The following is a 22790-nucleotide window of genomic DNA, read 5'->3' as shown; positions in this document are numbered from 1 at the left end:
CGGTGACCTGCCGGCCGTGGCGCTTTCGCACAGATTCTCGCAACCGCCGCCCGGCGTCCGCCCGCCGGGGCGGACCATGAGGAAGCGAATCCGACGATGCTGCGCTTTCTGTTCGGCCGGCTCTGGCAGAGCCTCATCCTTCTTGTCATCGTCTCGGTGATCGGCTTTGCCGTGTTGAACCTCGCGCCCGGCGGGCCGCTGTCGCAATTTGCCCTGACGCCGGGCATGACGCAGGCGCAGCTCGCCCGCATCGCCCACCAGATGGGCCTCGATCGCCCGCTTCCCGTGCAGTACTGGGAGTGGTTCACCCGCCTCCTGCAGGGCGACTGGGGACGCTCCTATCGCGACAACCAGCCCGTGCTCGCGGTCATCGGCAGCCATCTCTGGGCGACGCTTCTCCTGATGGGCACCTCGACGCTTATCTCGGTGCTGATCGGGACCTGGGTCGGGGTTCTCGGTGCCATCCGCCGATATTCGGTCTTCGACTATGCCGCGACGGTCGGCGCGATGGTGGCGCTGTCGATCCCCACCTTCTGGTTCGGCCTGATCGCCATCTACCTGTTCTCGCTGCGTCTCGGCTGGCTGCCGGCCGGCAACATGTACACGATCGGCGACGGCTCGATGCTCGACTATGCCGTCCACCTGATCATGCCGAGCCTCGTCCTTGCCCTCGTCAACGTCGCCGTCTGGAGCCGTTACATGCGCACGGCCGTCCTCGACGTGATGAACCAGGACTTCGTCCGAACGGCGCGGGCCAAGGGCCTCACCCGCTTCGCGGTGCTGATGCGCCACATCCTGCGCAACGCCCTGGTGCCGATGATCACGCTGCTCGGCCTGCAGCTGCCGACCATTCTCGGCGGCGCACTGGTGACGGAGACGGTGTTCACCTGGCCCGGCATGGGCCGGCTGTTCCTCGATAGCCTCGGTTACAGCGACTATCCGGTGGTGATGGGTCTCCTGATGCTGTCGGCGATCCTCGTCCTCATCGGCAATCTCATGGCGGATATCGCGGTGGCGATCATCGATCCGCGCATCAGGCTCGGCTGAGGGGGCGCGACATGACCGACATGGCTTTCAAGGTCGATCCCGCCCCCGTCCAGCGCTGGTGGCAGCGGCGCGCGGTCAAGCGCTTCCTGCGCCACAGGCTGGCGCTGTTCGGCCTGGCGATCATCGTCGTCCTGGTGCTTTGCTGTGTCTTCGGGCCGTATCTCCTCCCCTTCGACGATCTCTATATCGACTTGCGAGCACGCTTTTCGCCGCCCTTCTCCGGTCCGCATATCTTCGGAACCGATCCGCTCGGCCGGGATCTTGCCGCACGGCTGTTCATGGCCGGGCGCATCTCGCTTCTCGTCGGCTTTGCCGCAATGCTGATCTCGACGGTCTTCGGCAGCCTGATCGGCATCGTTGCCGGTTATTACGGCGGCAAGATCGGCGCTGTCCTGATGCGCTTCGTCGACGCGATGCTGTCGTTTCCGAGCATCTTCCTGCTGTTGGCGCTCGCCGCCTTCATCAAGCCGAGCCCGATGATGATCACCCTGATCATCGCGGCGACGAGCTGGATGGAAATCACCCGCATCGTCGAGGCGGAGATCAAGTCGCTGCGCGACCGCGACTTCATCATGGCGGCGCGCACCCTCGGCCTGTCGAACAGCCAGATCATGTTCCGCGAGCTCCTGCCGAATGCCGTCGGCCCGATCATCGTCGCGGCGACGCTGACCGTGGCGCGGGCGATCCTCCTCGAAGCCTATGTCAGCTTCCTCGGCTACGGCATCCAGCCGCCGCTGCCGAGCTGGGGCAACATGCTCAACGGCGCCCAACAATATCTCGCCTCGGCGCCCTGGCTGGCAATCGTGCCGGGCGTCGCGATCACCCTTGCCGTGACCGGCTTCAACTTCGTCGGCGACGGCTTGCGCGATGCGCTCGACGCCCGCAGCGACATCAGCTGAGGGCGACGCCATGAACCGTTTCTCGCCTTTCGAGACCTCCCTTTGGTACGCCACCGCCGAAAAGGCGCCCGAGACACGGGAGCTCGAGGAGACCGTTGCCGCCGACGTCTGCATCGTCGGAGCCGGCTATACCGGGCTGACGACGGCGCTGGAGCTTGCCAGACAAGGCGTCTCGGTCGTCGTGCTGGAAGCCATGGAAGCCGGCTTCGGCGGCTCCGGTCGCAACGCCGGCCACTGCACACCGACCTTCACCCACTACTCCCTCGGCGAGTTGCGCAGTATGCTCGGCGAGCCCTGGGCCGAACGGCTGATCCAGCGCCAGACCCGCGCCAACGACCGGGTCGCGGCGATGATCCGAGACTATCAGATCGCCTGCGAGTGGCAGCAGAACGGCTATGTCATGGGCGCGCTGCAGCCTTCGACGCACCGCACGCTCGAACAGAAGGTCGCCGAATACAACGCGGTCGGTGCCCGGACACGACTGATCGATGCCGACGAAGCCCGCGAGATCACCGGCTCGCCGCGCCTGATGGCCGGCTGGCTGCACGAGGAGGGCGGCCACCTCAATCCGCTCGGCTATGCGAGGGGGCTCGCCCGTGCCGTCATCCAGGAAGGGGCCCGGCTCCATACCGCCTCGCCAGCAAAATCGGTCGAGCGCGAGGAGGGCAAATGGCGGGTCGCAACGCCGAACGGCGCGGTATCGGCCGACAAGGTGATCTTCGCGACGGGCGCCTACACGGTCGACGGCTGGCCGAAGCTCGACCAGACGTTCAAGATCATTCGCGTCTTCGTCGCCGCGACGCAACCCCTGTCGGAAGAGACGCGCCGCAAGGTCCTGCCGCGCAACACGACGATGCATGACGGACGCGGCGACATCTTTGTCTACAAGTACAATCACGAGGGCAGGATCGTCGCCTCGATGTTCCCAATGGGCCGGCGCGGCCGGGATATCGCCTATACGCGACAAGTCCTGACTGATCGGCTCAAATGGCTGCATCCGGACATTGGCGAGGAGATCCGTTGGGAGTATCTCTGGTTCGGCGAACTCGACATGCAGTATCGCACGGTGCCGCGGCTCTACGACCTCGCGCCCGGCGTCGTCGGCCTGACGGGCCTCTCCGGCCGGGGGGTGCCGACCGGCTCGATGCTCGGCGGCATCCTGTCCGAATGGGCGATGGGCGTCCCGGAGAAGGAGCTCTCGCTGCGGCTGGAGCCTCAGCGCTCGGCACCCTTCTACATGGGCTTCGGGCCGCAGCTCTCACTGCGCTATCACCGCGCCCGCGACTGGCTCTCGGCAAAAGCGGCTGGCGCGCCGCTGCCGCCGCACGCCTGACCGGGGCATTTCGAACGGGGCACGCTCGAAGGGGAGGCGGGTCGCCCGCGGGCAGCCCGCCTTCCGGATGTCTGCGTCAGCTCTTCACGAAGGCGAGGAGGTCGGCGTTGAGGATGTCGGCGTTCACCGTCAGCATGCCGTGGCCGAAGCCGGGATAGGTCTTCAGCGTGCCGCTCGGGAGAAGCTTGATCGATTCCCGCGCACTGGCGCCGATCGGCACGATCTGGTCGTCCTCGCCGTGCAGCACCAGCGTCGGCACGCTGATCGCCTTCAGATCCTCGCTCTGGTCGGTCTCGGAAAACGCCTTGATGCCGTCGTAATGGGCCTTGGCGCTGCCCATCATCCCCTGCCGCCACCAGTTCTGGATGACGCCCTCATCGATCTTCGCGCCCTCGCGATTGTAGCCGTAGAAGGGGCCGGTCGGCACGTCGAGGAAGAACTGCGCGCGGTTGTCGGCGAGCGCCTTGCGGAAGCCGTCGAAGACCTCGATCGGCAGGCCGCCGGGGTTCGCCTCGGTCTTCACCATCAGCGGCGGCACCGCGCTGACCAGCACCGCCTTGGCCACCCGGCCGGCCGGCTCGCCGAATTTCGCGACATAGCGCGCCACCTCGCCGCCGCCGGTCGAATGGCCAATATGGACGACGCCGCGAAGGTCGAGCGCCTCGACCACGGCGAAGGCGTCGGCCGCGTAATTGTCCATCGTGTGCCCGTCCCAGACCTGCGACGAGCGGCCGTGTCCGCGCCTGTCATGGGCGACGACCCGGTAGCCATTGGCGAGGAAGAACAGCATCTGCGTGTCCCAGTCGTCGGCCGAAAGCGGCCATCCGTGGTGGAACATGATCGCCGGCGCGTCCTTCGGACCCCAGTCCTTGTAGAAAATCTCGACGCCGTCCCTGGTGGTGGCAAATGGCATGGCTTGATCCCTTCGGTGAACGATCGTTTGCCAATAACAAAGACGCGGCCGCCGGAAGGGGCCACGCCGGTACTAAGCATATCTGACGAGAATGACCGCAGGAAGCGAGCCGCGGGGCCGCTCGCCGGGTCGTGATGCGTTGCCCGCGGGCGCGGCACCGCTCGCCGGGTCGTGATGCGGTGCCCGTGGTCGCGGGGCCCGGTCGGGGGAGGGGCGTTTCCGGACCGCGCGCTTGGCCGACGGGGCTCAGGCTTCTGTCAGCGGGAAATGGCAGGCGAAACGGTGCGAGGGGGATCGCGGCGTCAGCTCCGGCTCGACCTCGGCGCAGAGCGCCTGCGCGCGCGGACAGCGGGTGCGGAAGCGGCAGCCGGAGGGGGGGCTCGCCGGCGAGGGCACCTCGCCCTCGAGGACGATGCGACTGCGGGCACGCTCGCGCACCGGATCGTTGACCGGCGCCGCCGAGAGCAGCGCCGCCGTATAGGGATGCGCCGGACGGTCGTAGAGGGTCTGACGGTCGGCGACCTCGACGATCCTGCCGAGATACATCACCGCCACCCGGTGGGAGATGTTGCGGACCACCGAGAGATTGTGTGCGATGAACAGGTAGGAGAGGCCGCGCTCCTCCTGCAGGTCCTTCAAGAGGTTGATGATGCCGGCCTGGATCGAGACGTCGAGGGCCGAGACCGGCTCGTCGAGGACGATGACCTGCGGATCGAGCACCAGCGCGCGGGCGATGCCGATGCGCTGGCGCTGGCCGCCGGAAAAGGCGAAGGGGTAGCGTTCGAGATGCTCGGGCAGCAGCCCGACGCGCAGCATCGCCTCGCGGATGCGCTTCTGCTTTTCCGCCTGGGGCAGCGGCAGGTTGCGCAAGGGTTCGGCGAGGATCTGCCCGGCGGTCATGCGCGGATGCAGCGAAGCGTAAGGGTTCTGGAAGACGATCTGCAGGTGCCGGCGCCGCTCGCGCATCGCCTCGAGCGAGAGGCTCGCCAGATCGGTGCCGTCGAAGACGATCTCGCCGCCGGTCGGCGCCACCAGCCGCAGGATGCTGCGGGCAAGGGTCGACTTGCCGCAACCGGATTCGCCGACGAGGCCGAGGGTCTCGCCGCGGGCAAGATCGAAGCTGACGTCTGCGACTGCCTGCACTGCGCCGACGGTGCGCTCGAAGACGATGCCCTTGCGCACCGGAAAGGCGACGCTGAGGCCGCGCACCGACAGCACCGGTTCGGCGGCGGGCAGGGCGGCCGGCTGGGCGGCCGCGCTGTCAGACGCCATGGGCCGTCTCCCGTAGCTCCATTCGTGCCGCCTCTTCGGCAAGGTGGCAGGCGGCCATCGACTGGCCGAACCAGCGGAAGGCCGGAGCCTCGGCAGAGCAGCGCGGCACCGCCAGCCGGCAGCGCGGATGGAAGGGGCAGCCCTCCGGCCGGCTTGCCGGCGAGGGCGGCGTTCCGGGGATGGCAACGAGCCGCTCGCCCTCCGCCTCGGCGCCCGGCATCGCCCGCAGGAGGCCGCGGGTATAGGGATGATGGGAATTGGCGAAGATGTCGAAGACCGGCCCGCGCTCGACGATCGCGCCGGAATAGAGGATCGTCACCTTGTCGGCGAGGCCGGCGATCAGGCCGAGATCGTGGGTGATCAGCACCAGGCCGAGATTGCGCTCGCGCCGCAGCCGTTCCAGAAGCTCGACGATCTGCGCCTGGATGGTGACGTCGAGCGCCGTGGTGGGCTCGTCGGCGATCAGCAGCTCCGGATCGTTGGCGATGGCCATGGCGATGACGACGCGCTGGCGCATGCCGCCGGAAAATTCGTGCGGATACTGGTCGATGCGCTGTTCGGGCGCGGCGATCGCCACCTGGCCGAGGAGGTCGATCGCGCGGCGCCGGGCCAGCGAGCGCGAGAGGCCCGGCTCGTGGATGCGCAGGGTCTCGATCAGCTGGGCGCCGACGGTCATCACCGGGTCGAGCGCCGTCATCGGGTCCTGGAACACCATGCCGACGCGCTTGCCGCGCAGCTTGCGCAGCCGTCGCTCCGGCGCGCCGAGGATCTCCTCGCCGTCGAGCCGGACCGACCCGCCGACCTTCGCCGAGCGCGGCAGGAGGCCGAGCACCGCCAGCATCGACAGGCTCTTGCCCGAGCCGGATTCGCCGACCAGCCCGAGGATCTCGCCGCGCTCGACCTCGAGATCGACGCCGCTCACCGCGGTGATCCGCCTGTCGCGCTGGGGCAGCGTGATCGTCAGACCGCGAATGTCGAGAAGCCGGGGCGGCGTCATTCCTGCATCGTCCGCGGATCGAGGAGGTCGCGGATGCCGTCGCCGATGAAGCTGAAGGCGAGCGACAGCGAGAAGATCGCAACGCCCGGCCCGGTGGCGATCCACCAGTGATAGAAGCTCGAGGCGCCTTCGGCGATCATCTGGCCCCATTCCGGCGTCGGGGGCTTGGCGCCGAGGCCGATGAAGCTGAGGCCGGCGATCAAGAGCACGACCTGGCCGACGTCGATCGTCGCATTGACGAGGATCGGGCTCCAGCAGAGCGGCACGATGTGCTTGATCAGCACCCGCCCGGGCTTGGCGCCGCCGGCGACGGCCGCCTCGACATGATCGAGCGCGCGGATGCTCAAGACCTGGGCGCGCATCAGGCGGGCATAGATCGGCCACCAGACGATCACCATGGCAAGGCCGGCATTGACGAGGCCCGGCCCGAGCGATGCGGCGATCGCCATGGCGAGCAGCATCGGCGGGAAGGACAGGGTGATGTCGGCGAGGCGCATGATGATGCCGTCGACGAGCGTGCCGAAGAAACCGGCGACGGCGCCGAGGGCGCAGCCGATGGCGACGGCGACTGCCAGCACCGCGGCGGCGATCGGCAGCGAATAGCGCACGCCGTAGAGGGTGCGCACGAGGACGTCGCGGCCGAGCGCATCGGTGCCGAGCCAGTGGGCGGCGCTCGGCGGCTGCAGGCGGCGGCCGGCGAGCATCACCGGGTCGTAGGGCGCCCAGAGGTGGACGGTGAGGCCGACGATCAGCCAGGCGGCGACGACCGCAAGGCCGCAGAGCACCGGGACCGACATCCAGCGGGCGCGCCAGCGCCGCGCCGGACGGCCGGGCGGAAGCGCCAGGGCCAGCTCCTGCCGGCTCATGCGCCGCCCGTCCGCACCCGCGGATCGACGATCGCATAGGCGATGTCGGTCAGAAGGTTGGCGATGAGAAAGGCGAAGCCGCCGACGATGGTGACGCCGATGATCGCGGGATAGTCGAGCGAGCGCGCCGCGTCGACGGCATAGGAGCCGATGCCGGGCCAGGAGAAGATCGTCTCGGTGAGGACGGCGCCGGTGATCAGATAGGCGAAGGTGAAGCCGAGGATCGTCAGGGTCGGGATGAGGGCGTTGCGCAGGCCGTGATTGAGGAGGACGCGCCAGGCGCCGGCCCCCTTGGCCCGCGCCGCCAGCACGAAATCCTGCGACATCACGTCGATCATGCTGGCGCGCACCAGCCGCGCGACGATGCCGGTGACCGTCCAGCCGAGAACCGAGGCCGGCAGGACGAGATGCGCCAGCGCCTCGCGGAACTTGGCGAACTGGCCGGCGAGAAGGCTGTCGATGGTGAAGAAGCCGGTGACGAATTCCGGCGCCGCCGTCCGTGTGTCGAGCCGCCCCGGGCCGGGCAGGATGCCGAGCCGGACCGAGAAGATGAAGAGGACGAGGAGCCCCAGCCAGAACATCGGCACCGACGAGCCGGTCAGCGCCAGGAGCCGCACCACCGTGTCGACGATCGTGTCGCGGTATTTCGCGGCGAGGACGCCGAGAAAGACGCCGGTGACGCCGCCGATCAGCACCGCCGCGACCACCAGTTCGAGAGTCGCCGGCAGGCGGCGGGAGAGGTCGCTCGCCACCGGCTGGCGGGTGCGGAAGGAGGTCCCCATGTCGCCCTGGACGAGATTGCCGAGATAGATGGCGTAGCGCTCCGGCAGCGAGCGATCGAGGCCCCATTTCGCCTTGGCGGCGGCGACGATGGTCGGATTGCCCATCTGCCTTTCGCCGATCAGCGCGGCGAGCGGATCGCCGCGGGTGATCTGCGACAGCATGAAGGCGACCGTGACGATGCCGAGCACGAGGAACGGCATCATCAGGATGCGACGGATGAGCGTACGGGTCATCGCGGGCCTTGCGTCGGTCGCGGGCGGTCGGCGCCCTCAGTCGCGGCTCAGCTGGCCGAGGGCGAGGTTGCAGCAGGCACTGTAGCGCACGCCCTCGATGCCCTTGCGCGAGGCGAGGACGAGATCGGGGCTGACCAGCGGGATGATCACCTTGTCGTCGATCATCTGCAAGGCGATGTCGTGATAGGCCCCGACCATCGCGTCACCGGAGGAGGCCATCGCTTTCTTCAGCAGCTCGGCTTCCTTCTCGCCATTCCCGAGATCCTCGACCTTGCCGACGCCGGCGCGCTTCGCCCAGGGCTGGCCGGGGATCATCGAAAAGTACTGGACGTACTGGGCCGAGCCGAAATAGTCCGGAGCATAGTAGACCGCGGTCATCGGAATGCCGTCGCCGCCGACCTCCTCGCGCCAGACGGCGAAGGTCGTCGGGGTGAGGTTCAGCGAGATGTTCACCCGCGAGAGGTCCTGCTGCACCTTCTGCATCATCAGCGAGATGTCGACGCCATAGGCGTTCACCGCCGGATAGTGCGCCTCGATGGTGAAGCCGTCGGAGAGCCCGGCCTCGGCGAGCAGCGACTTGGCCTTGTCGAGGTCCTGCTTCGGCATCGGCAGGTCGTCGGTGCCGGGGAAGCCGTTGGGGATCGCCACCGGCTGAAGCTTGCCCTTGCCGCCGACGGTGAAGTCGATCATGCCCTCGTAGTCGATGGCGTCGGCGATCGCCTCGCGCACCGGCTTGGTCAGCGGCACGCTGTTGCCCTTCGCGCCGGGGCTGACGGCGATATAAAGGAAGTTGAAGCTCGGCACGGTGTCAACGACGATCTCCGGATCGCTGATCGTCGCGGCGGTGTCGGGGTCGATCTGCATGGCGATGTCGGCGTCGCCGGTCTGCAGCATCTGCGCTTGGGTGACCGCGTCCTCGACCTGCTTGATGATGACCTCGGAGATCGCCGGCTTCTTGTCCCAGTAGTTCGGATTGGCCTTGAGCCGCAATTCGTCGCCGGTCCGGTAGCTGTCGAGCTCGTAGGCGCCGCCGCCGGCGGAATTGGCGAAGAACCACGTATCGGCCTGGTCGGCGGTGGCCGCGTCCTCGCCGGCAGTGGCGCCGTTCGCCTCGGCGAGCTTCTTGTTGATGATGCCGGTGTAGGAGGCGGCGAGAATGCCGAGGAACTCCGAATTGGGCTCGCTGGTGTGGATGACCACCGTCTTGTCGTCGGGAGTCTCGATCGAGGCGAGGGAGTCCATCAGGAAGGACGGGTCGCCCTTGATGTTCTTCAGCCGCTGCAGCGTCCAGGCGACGTCCTCGGAGGTGACCGGCGAACCGTCGGCGAAGGTGGCGTTCGGCGCGATGTGGAAGGTGAAGGCGGTCTGGTCGTCATTCGCCTCCCAGCTCGTGGCGAGCTTCGGCACCAGCGTCTTGTTGTCGTCGCCGAGGGTCAGCAGCGTGTCGTAGACGGCGGTGAGGTAGATCTGGCAGGTGTCGCAGAAGCCGCGGGCGGGATCGAGCGAGTTCACGTCCATGTTCCGGGCCACCACGATCGGCGTGTCCTCGGCGGCAGCTGCCGGACCGGCGAAGCCGCCGACGGAGGCTGCGAGAGCTGTCGCGAGAAGCAGGCGGGCAAGGGCGGTGCGGCGGATCGGGCTGGTCATGGGTTCACCTCTCTCGGCTGATACACAATATATCAGGCTGCCGGGGCGGGTCGTGTCAAGCGTCCCCTGGTGGTTTTTCGCGCTGCCGGAAGGAGTGCTAAAATTCTGGGCAGTTGCCCTCAGGCTGGGCAAGGATGGCGAGCCGGTCGGTGGCTGCGCCAAGCTACCCGCGATCCGCTCGCCGGCCCAGGCGGACTGACTTGCCGGCGATCAGTCGCCCTCGAACTCGGTGTCCTGCTCGATCTCCTCCAGCCGCCGCACGAAGCCGCGGCCGCCCTCCAGCATGTCATCACGGATCGACGCGGCGAGATCGGCGCCGTCCCTGCGCCGCAGCGCGTCGAGGATGTTCTCGTGCTGGTGCCGGCCGCTATAGCGGGGATGGCCATGCGGATAGAGATGGTTCAGCATCGGGCCGAGCCGCAGCCACAGCCGCACCAGCGCCTCGGTCAGCGTCGGCAGGCCGGAATGCCGGTAGAGGCCGAAATGGAAGGCGTAGTTCGCGTTGATCGCGGTCGGCCAGTCGCCGGAGTCCTCGGCCTCGATCAGGCTGCGATGGATCTCGGCGAGCTCGGCGATGCCCTCGGCACCGATCAGCGGCATCGCCCGCTCGCCGGCGAGCGGCTCGAGCAGCAGGCGGATGTCGCGGTTTTCCATATATTCGCCGAGCGTCAGGCCACGGACGCGGATGTAGTGCCGCGCCTTCAGCTCCAGCGCGCCGTCACGCACCAGCTGAAACACCGCCTCGCGCACAGGCGTCTCGCTGGTCCCGAGAGACTGGGCAAGGTCGCGGATCCGCAGCCGCTGGTGCGGCTTCAGCCGGCCGCTCATCAGTTCGTCCCGCAGCTGTCCGTAGATCTGGTCGCTGAGACTGGCACTGCCGACCGGCTCGAGGCCGATCACCTTCACGCTCGACATTCGTCCGGCCCTTCCGCTCCTCCCGCCGCCTCCCGCCGCGCCCGGCCGGGCCGGCGGACGAGCCGCGCCGCTTCCACGATGCGGGGCGAAGGCCGATTCGGCAAATCCGCCGATTGCCCCGGGGACGGCGCGGCCGGCATCAGGCGCCGTGCTGCGCCACCGCCGCAAGGGCGGCGTCCGTCGCTTCCAGCGCCTCGTCGATGTCGGCTTCGGTATGCGCCAGCGAGAGGAACATGTTGTGACGCGGATGCATGTAGACGCCGCGCGCCAGGGTCTCGCGGGCGAACAACTCGCCCTTCCGGTAGTCCACGTCATCGGCAAAGAGGATCAGCGGCATCTGCGGCGGGCCGCTGTTGACGAGGTCGACGCCGTGGGTCGCCGCCTGCGCCGCGATGCCGTCGCGAAGGCGCTGGCCCATCCTTCGCATGTGGCCCGGCCCGTCCTCGCGCTCCAGCACGGCGAGCGTTGCCACCGAGGCGGCCATCGCCGCGCCGCCGCACCAGAACGAACCGGTGACGAAGAGTTCGGACGCCGCCTGCCGGAACGCCTCGCCGCCGGTCACAGCCGCCAGCGGATAGCCGTTGGCGATGGCCTTGCTCCAGGAGCAGAGGTCAGGCTCGACGCCGAGGGCGTGCCAGCTGCCCTGCATCGACAGCCGGAAGCCGCAGCGCACCTCGTCGAGGACGAGCGCCGCATCCTCGGCGTCGGCGAGCCGGCGCGCGGCGGCGGCGAATTCCGGCGTCGGCAACGCCTGTTCCTTGCCGTAGTCGTGCTTGAACGGCGAGACGAGGATCGCCGCAAGATCGCCGGACGCCCGCTCCACCGCCGCCTCGAGGCTGGCGACGTCGTTATAGACATAAGTGCCGATATGGGCGCGGTCCTCGGCGGTGACGCCAAGCAGCGAGGGCGAGCACCAGGGCACCGCGCCGTGATAGGCCTCGGCCGCGACGAGGATCTTGCGGCGACCGGTCTTGGCGCGAGACAGCGTCACGCAGGTGGTGGTGGCGTCGGTGCCGTTCTTCTGGAACAGCGCCCAGGCGGCATGGGGCAGGAGATCGACGAAGCGCTCGGCGAGCGTCACCATGTGCTCGGTCGGCCCGTTCAGGCAGTCGCCGAGATCGAGCTGGCGGCGCACCGCCTCCTCGACCTCCGGATGGCGATGGCCGAGGACGTTCGGCCCCCAGCTGCACATGAAATCGAGATATTCGCGGCCATCGACGTCGGTCAGGCGGCAGCCCTGACCCGAGCGGAAGAATTGCGGATAGCCCTCGGGCAGGCCCTTGGCGTGGAGGTGGCCGAACATGCCGCCGGGGATCACCTGTCGGGCTCTCTCGCGAAGGCGGCTGTCCAGCGAGTTGGTGCGGTCGAGGCTCATGACCGGCTCTCCATCCGTTTCATCATTTGACATATGATATATCATCGACCAGTCATGCAAGGAAATTGCGCTCGCCGCCGGATCCGCGGTGGGCGGTTCGGGCGGGATCGCCCGAGCGACCGGCGAAGCGACGTGAGGCGGTCGTCCGTCGAGGCTCCGGGCGGTTCAGCCGCGGATCCCCCGAGACATCTTCGCCGGCGTTGCCATGGGCGGGTGCCGGTGACGCCCGCCCCTCGTGTCAGGCCGGGTTCAGCCGTGCGAAGACTTCGGCAAAGCGGCCGTCACGCTCCGCATGGCGGCGTGGGAGATCGACGTCGAGAAGGATCTCGCCGTTCGGATGGTCGCCGGCCTCGAGCTTTTCCATCACCGCGGCGACATAGCCTGCGAGCGGCATCGCCCGCGGATCGCTGGCCTGCGCCTCGCCCGTCAGGCTCGTCTGCACATAGGGCGGCGAGAGTTCCAGCACCTCGATCTTGTGCCCGCGAAGCTGATGGCGCAGCGACAGGAGCCAGGAGTGGAGGAATGCCTTGCTGGCGCAATAGCTCGGAAAATCCGCCCGCGGCACGAAAGCGAGGGCCGAGCCGGTCGCGACCAGCGTCGCATGGTCCTGGGCCGCCAGCAGTGGGATCAGGGCGCCGATCAGCCGGATCACGCCGAGGATGTTGGTCTCGACCACCGCCTGCGCAGCTTCCGCCGTCCAGCCGGTGCCGGTCAGGTCTTCGGTGCGTGAGACGCCGGCATTGGCGAAGACGACATTGGTCTGCGGGAATTCCTCCGAGAGCTGCCGGGCCATGCGGCTCACCGAGGCCGGGTCGGTGACGTCGAGTTCCAGCCAGGAGAGGCCGGGTCTCAGCCGCGCCATCTCCGCCATTTGCCCCGATCGTCTGCCGGCGACGATCACCCGGTTGCCGCGGTCGTGGAGGGTCTCGGCGATGCCGCGGCCGATCCCGCTGCTGCCGCCGGCGACGAGAACCGTGTTGCCTGTGATGTTCATGCGTGACTTTCCTTCATCGCGTGAAGGATGCCGGGGCCGTTGCCGCAATCGGCTCGCAGATCCGCACGGTCCGGCGGCAAGGCCGGAGGCGTCGGGATCGAAACGACGGGCGAAAGGAGTGGCGACCGCTGCATCCGAACAATCGAGATTTCCGAGCCCGGGCCCTCTCGACATGGATGCGTTGGATGACGGTAACGCCTACGGCAGCCTCGGCTGCAGGGTCCGGATACATCCAGGGCCACGGGCCGTCAACGGCAAAGCCGCGGCCACACGATCGCCCTCCCGTATCGCGCAGTCTCCACTGCGTGGCGCCTTGCGAGGGTGGGGCCCGACACGCCCGCCCGAAGACTGTCATGCGGCTGACGCCTCGCAGCCTGTACAATCCGGCGTTCCACCCGGCCCCGAAGAGACCATGCAGGATGCCCGCACCAAACTGATCGCCGCCTGCCAGGAGGTGATCTGCAGCGCCGACGATTTCCGCGAGGTGTCGGTGCGCCGCATCGTCGCCGTCGCGGGCACCAATCTCGGCGCGATCAACTATCATTTCGGCTCGATGGAGGGGCTGGTCGCCGAGACGACCAAGCTCGTCTACCGGCGCATCAACGCCGAGCGGCTCGATGCGCTGCAGAGGGCCCGCGACAGGGCGAGCCCGTATCCGCCCGAGATCGACGAGGTGCTCGCCGCCCTCGTCGGGGCGTCGATCCGCTGGAGCCTCGATCCGGCCAGCGCTTATCCGGTGATGCTGTTCTTTCATCGCCTGTCGGTGATGTCGCACCATCCCGACCAGTATCGCCCGGTGATCGAGACGGTGGAGCATCACCGCGTCTTCATCCGCTGCCTGGCGGAGATCGCCCCCTGGTTCGACGAGGTCGAGATCGGCTTCCGGCTCAGCTGCGCCCTCGGCGTCAGGACCCAGATCACCCGCCAGCGCGAGCGGACCGCCGTGCTGACCCGCAATGCCATGGACCTCGACGATCCCGAGGCGCTGATCCGCGAGACCGTCGCGGCCATTGCGCCGATGTTCGCGCCGCCGACCCTCGATGCCGCGATTCGAACAACGTTCGAGAAGCGTCGCGAGCAGGCAACAAAGCCGGCGTAGACGGTCCCCCGCAAAGGGGAACACATGGCGGCGATCGAACTTGCGGGAATCGAGAAACGCTTCGGCGAGAGCCACGCGGTCCGCGGCGTCGACCTTGCGATCGCCTCGGGCGAATTCGTCGTCATCCTCGGCCCGTCCGGCTGCGGCAAGTCGACCCTTCTCCGCATGATCGCCGGTCTCGAGGCGGTTTCGGCCGGAACCGTCAGCCTCGACGGCGTCCCGATGAACGGTGTCGAGCCGGGCCGGCGCGGCTGCGCCATGGTGTTCCAGAACTACGCGCTCTATCCGCATATGACGGTCGCGGAGAACATCGGCTATGGGCTGCGCGTCGCCGGCGTGCCGAAACGCGAGCGGGAGGCCCGCGTGCGCAGCACCGCGGCGATGCTGGACATCGAGACGCTGCTCGATCGCCGGCCTGCGGCACTGTCTGGCGGCCAGCGCCAGCGCGTCGCCATGGGCCGCGCGATGATCCGCAATCCGCGGGTGTTCCTGTTCGACGAGCCCTTGTCGAATCTCGACGCCATCCTCCGCCAGCAGATGCGCGGCGAGATCAAGCGCCTCCACCGCGAGCTGCGCACCACCTCGGTCTTCGTCACCCACGACCAGGTGGAGGCGATGGGCATGGCCGATAGGCTGGTGGTGATGAATGCCGGCAGGGTCGAGCAGGTCGGCCCGCCCGCAGACGTCTTCCGCCGCCCGGCGAGCCGCTTCGTCGCCGGCTTCATCGGCGCACCGCGGATGAACCTGATCGATGCCGCGGTCACCGCGGAAGGGACGCTGGCGGTCGGTGGCTGGCGCCCCTGCGACGGTCTGCGCTTCCGGGCGGCGGCCGGGCGCGCGGTCCATCTCGGCGTACGCCCCGACGCGCTCGCACCAATGCCTCCTGCCGGCGGGGGGCCGGTCTTCACCGCCGATCTCGTCGAGGATCTCGGCACCGAGATCCACGTCCACGCCCGCGGCGAGGGCATCGACCTCATCCTGCAGCGTCATGCCGACGCGCCGCCGATCGACACCAGCTTCGCGGTCGCGATCCCGCCGCGGGCCGTCCATCTCTTCGACGCCGAGACCGGTCTGAGGATCGAGCCGGACGCCGCCGAAACTCTCAGGCAAGGAGCCCCCGCATGGGACGCGAGACGACATTCGTCCATCTGACCGACCTCCATCTCGGCGATCCGGACGATGCCCATCTCTTCAGCGACACCGACGCGACGCTCGGCGAGATCCTCGCCCTCGTCGCCACCATCGATCCGGCGCCTGCCTTCATCGTGGCGAGCGGCGATCTGTCGAACCGCGGCGAAGCGGCGAGCTATCGGCGGCTGAAGGCGGTGATGGAGGAGACCGGGCTGCCTGTCGTCTATGCGATCGGCAATCACGATACCCGGGCAGGCTTCTACGAAGGGATGCTGGGACGGAGCGACGACCTCTCCGCTCCCTACGACCATGACACGGTGATTGCCGGGATCCACATCGTCACCATCGATTCCACCATTCCCGGCGCCATCGGCGGCAGCATCGAGCCGGAGCAGTTCGCCTGGCTGGGCGAGGCGCTGGCAAGGCACACCGATCTGCCGAAGCTCCTGGTGATCCATCACCCGCCGGCCCTCGGCGAGGACGACGGCGGCACGCCCTGGCGGATGGTGAACCCCGAGCAGTCGGCAAAGCTCGCGGCGATGCTGAAGGACAAGGGCGTCGTCGGCATCCTTTCCGGCCACATCCATCACGACCGCGTCTCCTCCTGGCACGGCATGCTTCTGGTCGTCGGCATCGGCCAGCACGCCGCCACCGACATCCTCGCCACCGAGGAACTGCGGATGGTGCGGGGCGCGGGCTTCGGCATCGGCACGATCCGGCCCTCCGGCCTCACCATGGCGCTGGTGCCGCTGCCCTCCGACAGAGCCGAACTCAACCGCTATCCGCTGGCGATGCTGCGCGAACGCGCCGCCAGGGCCGCCGAATGACGCCCTTCCAAGGAGACAGGACCATGAACCGCAGAGACTTCCTGGCCACGGCTTCGGCCGCCGCGCTTCTCGCCCCGCTGGCGCCGCGCCTTGCCCACGCGACGATGGCCGGCGAGATCACCGAGCCGGTCACCATCAGCTTCTACGACTACAATCTGGCTTCCGCCGGCCTCGGCAAGGAGGCGACGGAAAAGCTGATCGCCGGCTTCATGAAGGCCCATCCGCTGATCAAGGTCGATGCGATCGCCGCCCAGTCGAACGAGATCCTCAGCCGCGTCCAGGCCGATCTCGTCGCCGGCGACCAGCCGGATCTCGCCCAGCTGGTCTTCCGCGACCTGATCTACATCGCCCGCGACCTCGGCGCCGAAGCGCTGGAGGACCTGGCCGGCGAGGAGCTGGCCGAACATGCCAGAGGCATGGCGCCGAAGGGCCTCGACCTCGGCAAGGTCGACGGCAAGACCTACGGCCTCGCCTTCACCTTCTCGACGCCGGTGCTGTTCATCAATGCCGATCTGTTCCGCGCCGCGGGACTCGATCCCGAAAATCCGCCGCGGACCTGGGACGAGGTGCGCGCCGCCGGCAAGGCGATCCACGAAAAGACCGGCAAGGGCGGCTTCTTCCCCGGCGCCTACGGCCCGATCGACGGCACCTTCGTCTATCAGGCGATCGCCATGTCGAACGGTGGCATGGTCCGCGAGGGCAACAAGCTGACCTTCGCCGACGACGGCGCCGCCGACGCGGTGGTGATGCTGCGCGAGGCGATGGACGAGGGCTCGCACGCGCGGATCGATCCGGCGAGCCACATGGACACCTTCCAGGCAGGCGAACTCGGCATGTTCCTGTTCACCAGCGCGGTGATGTCGCGTTTCGAGAAATCCACCGCCGGCAAGTTCGAGATGCGCCTCGCCAAGATGCCGTCCTTCGGCGACAAGCCGACCGCGCCGACCAATTCCGGCTCGGCGCTGTTCCTTCTGTCGAAGGATCCGGTCAAGCAGCGGGCCGCATGGGAGCTGATGAAGTATCTGACCTCCAAGGAGGCCTATACGATCATCACCAGCGAGATCGGCTATCTGCCGCTGCGCCTCGACATCATCGACGACCCGAAATACCTCAAGGGCTATGTCGAGGCCCATCCGATGCTGCAGCCGAACCTCGAACAGCTGCAGAACCTGACGCCGAACGTCGCCTTTCCGGGGCCCAACTACCGCCAGGTCGAGAACATGATGAAGGACGCCGTGGTCGAGGCGGTCTTCGGTCACGGCGATCCGCGCGCCGTCCTGAAGGCCGCCCAGGACCAGGCCCAGCCGCTGATGCCGTCGTCCTGACCGCCGAACGATCCGGGCGCTCCCCTGGAGCGCCCGCTTGCCCGGGACCTGCCATGACTGCGATTGCCGAGATCTTTGCTCCCACCGGACTTGCCCTGCCGCGGCTCCGCTCGGCAGCGCTGCCCTGGGCCTATCTCGCCCCGGCGCTGCTGATCACGCTGGTCTGGATCTACCTGCCGCTGATCGAGGCGGCGAAGCTCTCCTTCTACCAGTGGAACATGCTGCCGACCTCGCCGCAGCGCTTCGTCGGCTGGGACAACTACCGCAACCTCCTGACGCTGCCCGACATGAGCCGGGCGGCGCTGAACACCGTTCTCTACATCGTCGGGCTGCTGCCGCTTTCGGTGCTGATCCCGCTCGCCGTCGCGATCCTCACCCAGGACATGACCGGCCGCGCCCGCGGCATCTACCGCTCGCTGATCTTCGTGCCGATGATCGTTGCGCCGGTGGTCGCCGCGATCCTCTGGCGCTGGCTCCTCAACGACACCCACGGCCTCGTCAATGCCGGGCTCGAAGTGCTCGGCTTCGGCCCGGTGGGCTTCCTGCAGGATCCGGACATCGCGCTCTGGACCCTCGTCTGGATCACCGGCTGGAAGCTGATCGGCTTTTCGACGCTGCTGCTCTCGGCCGCCAATGCGACCATCGCGCCGAGCTACATCGAGGCGGCGCGGATGGACGGCGCCAGCCGCTGGCAGGTGATCCGCGACATCCGGCTGCCGCTGCTGTCGCCGACGATCCTGCTCCTGACGATGATGACGGCGCTGTTCGGGGCGCAGTGGAGCTTCATCTACGTCAACGTCCTGACCGGCGGCGGGCCGCTGAAATCGACCACCAACGTCTTCTTCCTGATGTGGGACTACGGCTTCAAGACGCTGTCGGCCGGCTGGAGTGCCGCCGCCGGCATCCTCACCTTCGTCACGCTGGCGGCCGTCGCGCTCCTCATGCTGCGGCTGATGAAGAGGCTCGCCGTCTATGACGAATAGGCCGCGCCAACTCCCCGTCCACGCGATGATGATCGTCCTGTCGGTCCTCGCGCTGTTCCCGGTCTACTGGATGATCGTCACGGCGCTGAAGCCGGAGACCGAAATCTTCTCGACAGCGCTCTGGCCCAAGGCGCCGTCGCTCGAGAATTTCGGCTACGTCCTCGAGGCGATCCCGATGCTGCGCATCCTCTGGAACACCGCGCTGATGGCTTCGGCCACCGCCGCCGCGCAGGTGCTGACGGGCCTCCTGGCGGCCTATGCGCTGGTCCGCTGGCCGTTTCCGGGGGTGAAGCTGGCCCAGGCGGTGATCGGCCTGTCCTGGCTGGTGCCCTTCCAGGTGACGATGATCCCGAACTATGTCCTCGCCACCGAACTCGGCCTGCGCGACACCATCGCCGGCCTCGTCATCCCGAATGCCGCCGCCGCCTTCGCCGTCATCGTTTTTTACAATGCCATGCGCTCCTTCCCGAAGGAGGTGATCGAGGCGGCGCGGATGGACGGGGCAGGGGCCTCGCGGATCCTCTGGCAGATCGTCGCGCCGAACATGCGTCCGGCACTTGCGGCACTCACCGTGCTCGCCTTCATCTCGGCCTGGAACGAGTATTTCTGGCCGCTGCTTCTGACCCGGCACATCGAGAATGCGGTGGTGCAGATCGGGCTGGAAATGTTCATGAGCCAGGAGGGCAATCAATGGGGACCGATGATGGCGGCCGCGACGCTGGCGTCGCTGCCGATCCTGGCGCTCTATCTCGTCCTGCACCGGCAGATCATCGACAGCTTCATGCGCTCGGGACTGAAATGACGCGGCTCCTGCCGCTTGGCGGCGTCCACAATATCCGCGATCTCGGCGGCTATGCGGTGGCGTCCGGCGGCACCACCGCCTTTGGCCGGGTGTTCCGTGGCTGCGGCCAGCACGGCCTCGATGCGGCGGGGCTCGAGGCGCTCGCCGCCACCGGCCTCGGCCTCGTCATCGACCTGCGCACCGAGGACGAACTCGGCCGCGATCCGGCCCGCCTCCTCGGCCGTACCGGCATCGACTACCGGCACATCCCGCTGTTTGCCCGCCTGCAGCCGCTGGCGGCGATGGCGGCGGGCCGAAGCTTCTCGATGGCCGACCGTTACGTTGCCGCCTTCGAGACCTGCGGTCCGGCCTTCGCCAGCGTCTTCCGGGCGATCGCGAAAAGCAAGGCGCCGCTGCTCGTCCATTGCACCGCCGGCAAGGACCGCACCGGTCTCGTCGCGGCGCTGGTGCTTGGTGCCGCGGGGGTCTCTGAAACCGACATCCTCGCCGATTATGCGCTGACCGAGACCGCCGGCGCGGCGCTCTTGAAGCGCCTGCGCGAAAGCCACGATCCGACGGGCCGCGCCGCCGCCAATCAGGTCTACGCCGCGAAGGTCGAGATGCTGAGCCCGGCGCTCAACTTGCTGCGCGAGCGCTGGGGCGGCGCCGAGGGCTATCTCGCCGATTGCGGCCTTGCGCCCGGCGAGATCCGGCGCGTGGCCGACCTGCTGCGCTGAGGCCGTGACGGTCGGCCAAACCCCGTTCTCAGTCCGCCTTGATCTCGTGGCTCGCGGCGATCTTCGACAGGATGTATTCGCCCGCTTTGACCGGCGGATATTTCGCCGGCGCATCCTCGCTTCTGCAGGTCGGCAGCACGGTGATCTCGGCGTCCTCGTTCGGCCCGGTGAAGGCGACCATCGACAGCCGTTTCGTCGAGCCGGTGAGCCCGCGCGGCGGGTTCGACACCCGGTGCAGCGTCGAGCGCCAGCGGTCGTTGGTCCAGCGGGCGAGGAGATCGCCGACATTGATGACGAAGGAGCCCGGCACCACCGTCGCTTCCTTCCAGACGCCGTCGAAATCGCGGATCTCCAGGCCGCCGGGGGCGGCGTCCTGCCTGAGGATCGTCAGTGTGCCGTAGTCGTGATGCTCGCCGTAGCGAAGCTGGCCGGGCTTCGGCTCCTCCACCTGGTCGGGATAGTTGACGAAGCGCAGGGTCAGAGCGGGATCGGTGTGGAGGGGGTCGAGCGCGTCCTCCTCCATGTCGAGCGCCAGCGCCATCAGCTGCACCAGATGGGCGTTGAGCTTCAGGATCTCGGCGCTGTAGCGCTTGACCAGCCCGGCGAGTTCCGGCGGCTGTTCCGGATAGAAGTTCGGCCGGTGGCCCGGCCGGCCCTCGCGGTGCGGCGCGCCGAAGACCAGCGCCTCGCAGAGGTCGGGCGGCGTCTCGCCGGCGAGCGTCTTGCCGACGCTCTCGATCCCCATTGGCAGATAGCCGCGGCCCTTGGCCTTTTCCGGCGGGGTATAGGCGCTCTTTGCCTCGAAGCTCGCGTCGAAGAAGGCGGTCATCGCGGCATAGGTTTCGTCGATCAGCGGCTCGGGAATGCCGTGGCCGACGACGACGGCAAAACCGACCGTCTCGAATGCCTTTGTGAACTCCCTGGCGACGTTCGCCCGGGCCGCGGCGTCGCCGCCGATGAAGGAGGAGAGGTCGACGAGGGGAAGCGCGATCTCGGCCATGGCAGATCTCCTTATTCGCCGTCGACGAAGGACAGGTCGTAGGCGGCCTTGTAGTCGAGGTCTTTCGCGTAGACGCCCGACGCGACCATCGTGTCGAAGAAGTCCTTCCATCGCTCGTCGGTCATCTGGCCGATCGGCCCGCCGTCCTCGCCGGTCACCATGTTGCGCTCCTTCATCTGCTTCAGCTTGAAGTCGTAGAGGCCCTTGGTGTGGTCGGGATTGGCGGTCAGGATCGCCTCCTCGCCGGCGCTCGCCTTGCCGTCGAGGCAGGCCTGGTAGCCCTTCGCCGTCGCCTCGACGAAAGCCCTGACGGCATCCTTGTGCGCGTCGATCCAGTCGCTGCGGCCAAACACCGTCGAGGCGTAGTTCTGGTAGCCGTAGTCGGCAAGCAGCAGCGAGACCGGCGGCTCGGGCATCTCCTTGCCGAGGAGATAGGCGTCCTCGGTGATGTAGCCCTGCTGAACCGCCTTCGGGTCGGCGAGGAAGGGCGCCGCGGAATAGGTGTAGGGTTTCAGCTGCTCGTCGGAAAAGCCGTATCTGGTCTTCAGAAACTGCCAGAACTCCTGCTGGGAGAACTTGGCGATCATGATCGTCCTGCCCTTCAGGTCCTCCAGCGTCTCGACGCCCTGGCCGGGATGGGCAACCAGCGTCTGCGGGTCCTTCTTCAGGAAGGCCGCGACGGTCTTTGCCGGAATGTCCTGGGCGAGGAGGTTCAGCGTCGTGAAGCTCGACCCCATGCCGAGCTGGTACTTGCCGGAGGCGACCAGCAGCGGGACATTGGCGTCCGGCCCGCCCGGCACCAGCGTCACGTCGAGACCGGCTTCATCATAGAGCCCGGCGGCCTTCGCCTGGTAGAAGCCGCAATGCTCGGTCTCGGCGAGCCAGTTGAGGCCGAAGGTGATCGCCTCGGCGGCCCGGGCGGCCGGGGCAGTGGCAAAGGCGGCGCTGGCCGCGGCGAGGATGAGGGCCGGCAGTCGTCTCGGGTTTCGCATGTGAAGGGTCCTTCAACTAAGGCTTGGATATTTTCGGCGCATCCCGCCGGCGCGGCTCAGAACCGCGCCATCGCCCGGGCGACCCGCGCCTTGAAGGCGTCGAGCTTTCCGGGGCCGTTGTTGTTCATGTCGTAGAGAGCGAGATACTGGACGGGGCGGCGCGGGCGGAACACCGTCCAAAACACCCGGCAGGCGACCTTGCGGGGCGGATCGCCCATCAGAAGCGCCCGCAGCCGGTCGCCGCCATAGGTGGTGACGACGGCGATCTTCTTCTTCGGCGGCAGCACCCGTACCAGCTGGCCGCCGCGCATCTCGAAGGCGACGCCTGGCACGAAGACCCGGTCGAAAAAGCCCTTCAGGATCGCCGGCAGGCCGAAGTTCCACACCGGATAAACGAAGACCAGGGCGTCCGCCGCCTTGACCCTCTCGACGTAAGGGCGGATGGCGTCGGTCAGGTTGTCCGGGACATCGTGATAGGCGAGCCGCTCCTCGCGGGAGAGGACGGCATCGAAGCCCTCGCCATAGAGGCTGAGGTGATCGACCGCATGCCCGGCCTTCGCCAGTTCGTCGAGAACGATGGTGTTGAGCGCCGCGCTGTAGCTCGTCTCGACCGGATGGGCGTGGACCACGAGAACGCGCAT

General features: G+C 67.9%; 22 protein-coding genes. 10 read left to right on the top strand and 12 right to left on the bottom strand.

Features of this window, described 5'->3' with window-relative positions:
* Positions 1-96: 96 nt before the first annotated feature.
* Genes E3C22_RS12510 through E3C22_RS12500 form a run of 3 tightly spaced genes read left to right on the top strand, consistent with a single transcriptional unit; the run spans position 97 to position 3279 of the window.
* The gene (locus E3C22_RS12510; RefSeq protein ID WP_134762350.1) at positions 97-1047 is read left to right on the top strand and encodes an ABC transporter permease; all 951 of its coding nucleotides are present in this window, start codon (positions 97-99) and stop codon (positions 1045-1047) included.
* 11 nt (positions 1048-1058) lie between these two features.
* On the top strand, positions 1059-1946 hold the full coding sequence (locus tag E3C22_RS12505; RefSeq protein ID WP_134762349.1) for an ABC transporter permease: 888 nt from the start codon (positions 1059-1061) through the stop codon (positions 1944-1946).
* Positions 1947-1956: 10 nt separating this feature from the next.
* Complete coding sequence (locus tag E3C22_RS12500) at positions 1957-3279, top strand: NAD(P)/FAD-dependent oxidoreductase (protein ID WP_134762348.1); 1323 nt, start codon at positions 1957-1959, stop codon at positions 3277-3279.
* A 76-nt stretch (positions 3280-3355) separates the two neighbouring features.
* Here E3C22_RS12500 and E3C22_RS12495 read toward each other — a convergent pair whose 3' ends face one another.
* The 9 genes from E3C22_RS12495 to E3C22_RS12455 form a co-directional block, all read right to left on the bottom strand.
* A complete protein-coding gene (locus E3C22_RS12495) occupies positions 3356-4192 on the bottom strand; it encodes an alpha/beta fold hydrolase (protein ID WP_134762347.1) in 837 nt (278 codons plus the stop codon).
* A 246-nt stretch (positions 4193-4438) separates the two neighbouring features.
* Positions 4439-5464: an ABC transporter ATP-binding protein gene (locus E3C22_RS12490; RefSeq protein ID WP_134762346.1), complete on the bottom strand. Its 1026-nt coding sequence runs from the start codon at positions 5462-5464 to the stop codon at positions 4439-4441.
* Positions 5454-6461 carry an ABC transporter ATP-binding protein gene (locus tag E3C22_RS12485; protein ID WP_134762345.1) on the bottom strand — a complete coding sequence of 336 codons (1008 nt, stop codon included), beginning with the start codon at positions 6459-6461 and terminating at the stop codon, positions 5454-5456. The genes E3C22_RS12490 and E3C22_RS12485 overlap by 11 nt, the downstream gene beginning before the upstream one ends.
* Positions 6458-7258, bottom strand: coding sequence for an ABC transporter permease (locus E3C22_RS12480; RefSeq protein WP_425364979.1), 801 nt, complete (start codon positions 7256-7258; stop codon positions 6458-6460). Before E3C22_RS12480 ends, E3C22_RS12485 begins: the two co-directional genes overlap by 4 nt.
* A gap of 65 nt (positions 7259-7323) precedes the next feature.
* Positions 7324-8343, bottom strand: a complete 1020-nt coding sequence (locus E3C22_RS12475; RefSeq protein ID WP_134762343.1) for an ABC transporter permease — start codon at positions 8341-8343, stop codon at positions 7324-7326.
* A gap of 36 nt (positions 8344-8379) precedes the next feature.
* Entirely contained in the window at positions 8380-9990 is a 1611-nt protein-coding gene (locus E3C22_RS12470) for an ABC transporter substrate-binding protein (protein ID WP_134762342.1), read from the bottom strand.
* 210 nt (positions 9991-10200) lie between these two features.
* Positions 10201-10905 carry a GntR family transcriptional regulator gene (locus E3C22_RS12465; RefSeq protein WP_134762341.1) on the bottom strand — a complete coding sequence of 235 codons (705 nt, stop codon included), beginning with the start codon at positions 10903-10905 and terminating at the stop codon, positions 10201-10203.
* 139 nt (positions 10906-11044) lie between these two features.
* Positions 11045-12280 (bottom strand): aminotransferase class III-fold pyridoxal phosphate-dependent enzyme, encoded by a 1236-nt coding sequence (locus E3C22_RS12460; protein WP_245514962.1) that lies wholly within the window; start codon positions 12278-12280, stop codon positions 11045-11047.
* A 238-nt stretch (positions 12281-12518) separates the two neighbouring features.
* A complete protein-coding gene (locus tag E3C22_RS12455) occupies positions 12519-13274 on the bottom strand; it encodes an SDR family oxidoreductase (RefSeq protein WP_134762340.1) in 756 nt (251 codons plus the stop codon).
* 412 nt (positions 13275-13686) lie between these two features.
* Here E3C22_RS12455 and E3C22_RS12450 point away from each other — a divergent pair, with 412 nt between their 5' ends.
* The 7 genes from E3C22_RS12450 to E3C22_RS12420 are packed head-to-tail and all read left to right on the top strand — an operon-like array spanning position 13687 to position 20157.
* The gene (locus E3C22_RS12450; RefSeq protein WP_134762339.1) at positions 13687-14373 is read left to right on the top strand and encodes a TetR family transcriptional regulator; all 687 of its coding nucleotides are present in this window, start codon (positions 13687-13689) and stop codon (positions 14371-14373) included.
* Positions 14374-14397: 24 nt separating this feature from the next.
* Positions 14398-15525, top strand: coding sequence for an ABC transporter ATP-binding protein (locus tag E3C22_RS12445; RefSeq protein WP_134762338.1), 1128 nt, complete (start codon positions 14398-14400; stop codon positions 15523-15525).
* Positions 15495-16331 (top strand): metallophosphoesterase, encoded by an 837-nt coding sequence (locus E3C22_RS12440; RefSeq protein ID WP_134762337.1) that lies wholly within the window; start codon positions 15495-15497, stop codon positions 16329-16331. The genes E3C22_RS12445 and E3C22_RS12440 overlap by 31 nt, the downstream gene beginning before the upstream one ends.
* 23 nt (positions 16332-16354) lie before the next feature.
* Positions 16355-17656 carry an ABC transporter substrate-binding protein gene (locus E3C22_RS12435; RefSeq protein WP_134762336.1) on the top strand — a complete coding sequence of 434 codons (1302 nt, stop codon included), beginning with the start codon at positions 16355-16357 and terminating at the stop codon, positions 17654-17656.
* Positions 17657-17709: 53 nt separating this feature from the next.
* On the top strand, positions 17710-18639 hold the full coding sequence (locus E3C22_RS12430; RefSeq protein WP_134762335.1) for a carbohydrate ABC transporter permease: 930 nt from the start codon (positions 17710-17712) through the stop codon (positions 18637-18639).
* Positions 18629-19441 carry a carbohydrate ABC transporter permease gene (locus E3C22_RS12425; RefSeq protein ID WP_134762334.1) on the top strand — a complete coding sequence of 271 codons (813 nt, stop codon included), beginning with the start codon at positions 18629-18631 and terminating at the stop codon, positions 19439-19441. Before E3C22_RS12430 ends, E3C22_RS12425 begins: the two co-directional genes overlap by 11 nt.
* Positions 19438-20157, top strand: a complete 720-nt coding sequence (locus tag E3C22_RS12420) for a tyrosine-protein phosphatase (RefSeq protein WP_167591750.1) — start codon at positions 19438-19440, stop codon at positions 20155-20157. Before E3C22_RS12425 ends, E3C22_RS12420 begins: the two co-directional genes overlap by 4 nt.
* Positions 20158-20185: 28 nt before the next feature.
* Here E3C22_RS12420 and E3C22_RS12415 read toward each other — a convergent pair whose 3' ends face one another.
* The 3 genes from E3C22_RS12415 to E3C22_RS12405 are packed head-to-tail and all read right to left on the bottom strand — an operon-like array spanning position 20186 to position 22790.
* Positions 20186-21157, bottom strand: a complete 972-nt coding sequence (locus tag E3C22_RS12415; RefSeq protein ID WP_134762332.1) for an isopenicillin N synthase family dioxygenase — start codon at positions 21155-21157, stop codon at positions 20186-20188.
* Positions 21158-21168: 11 nt separating this feature from the next.
* On the bottom strand, positions 21169-22149 hold the full coding sequence (locus E3C22_RS12410) for an ABC transporter substrate-binding protein (protein WP_134762331.1): 981 nt from the start codon (positions 22147-22149) through the stop codon (positions 21169-21171).
* Between the two features lie 56 nt (positions 22150-22205).
* Positions 22206-22790: an NAD(P)H-dependent oxidoreductase gene (locus tag E3C22_RS12405; protein ID WP_134762330.1), complete on the bottom strand. Its 585-nt coding sequence runs from the start codon at positions 22788-22790 to the stop codon at positions 22206-22208.

Source organism: Jiella endophytica (genome assembly GCF_004519335.1).
Taxonomy (GTDB): Bacteria; Pseudomonadota; Alphaproteobacteria; order Rhizobiales; family Rhizobiaceae; genus Jiella; species Jiella endophytica.
This window is presented reverse-complemented; position numbering and strand designations above follow the sequence as displayed.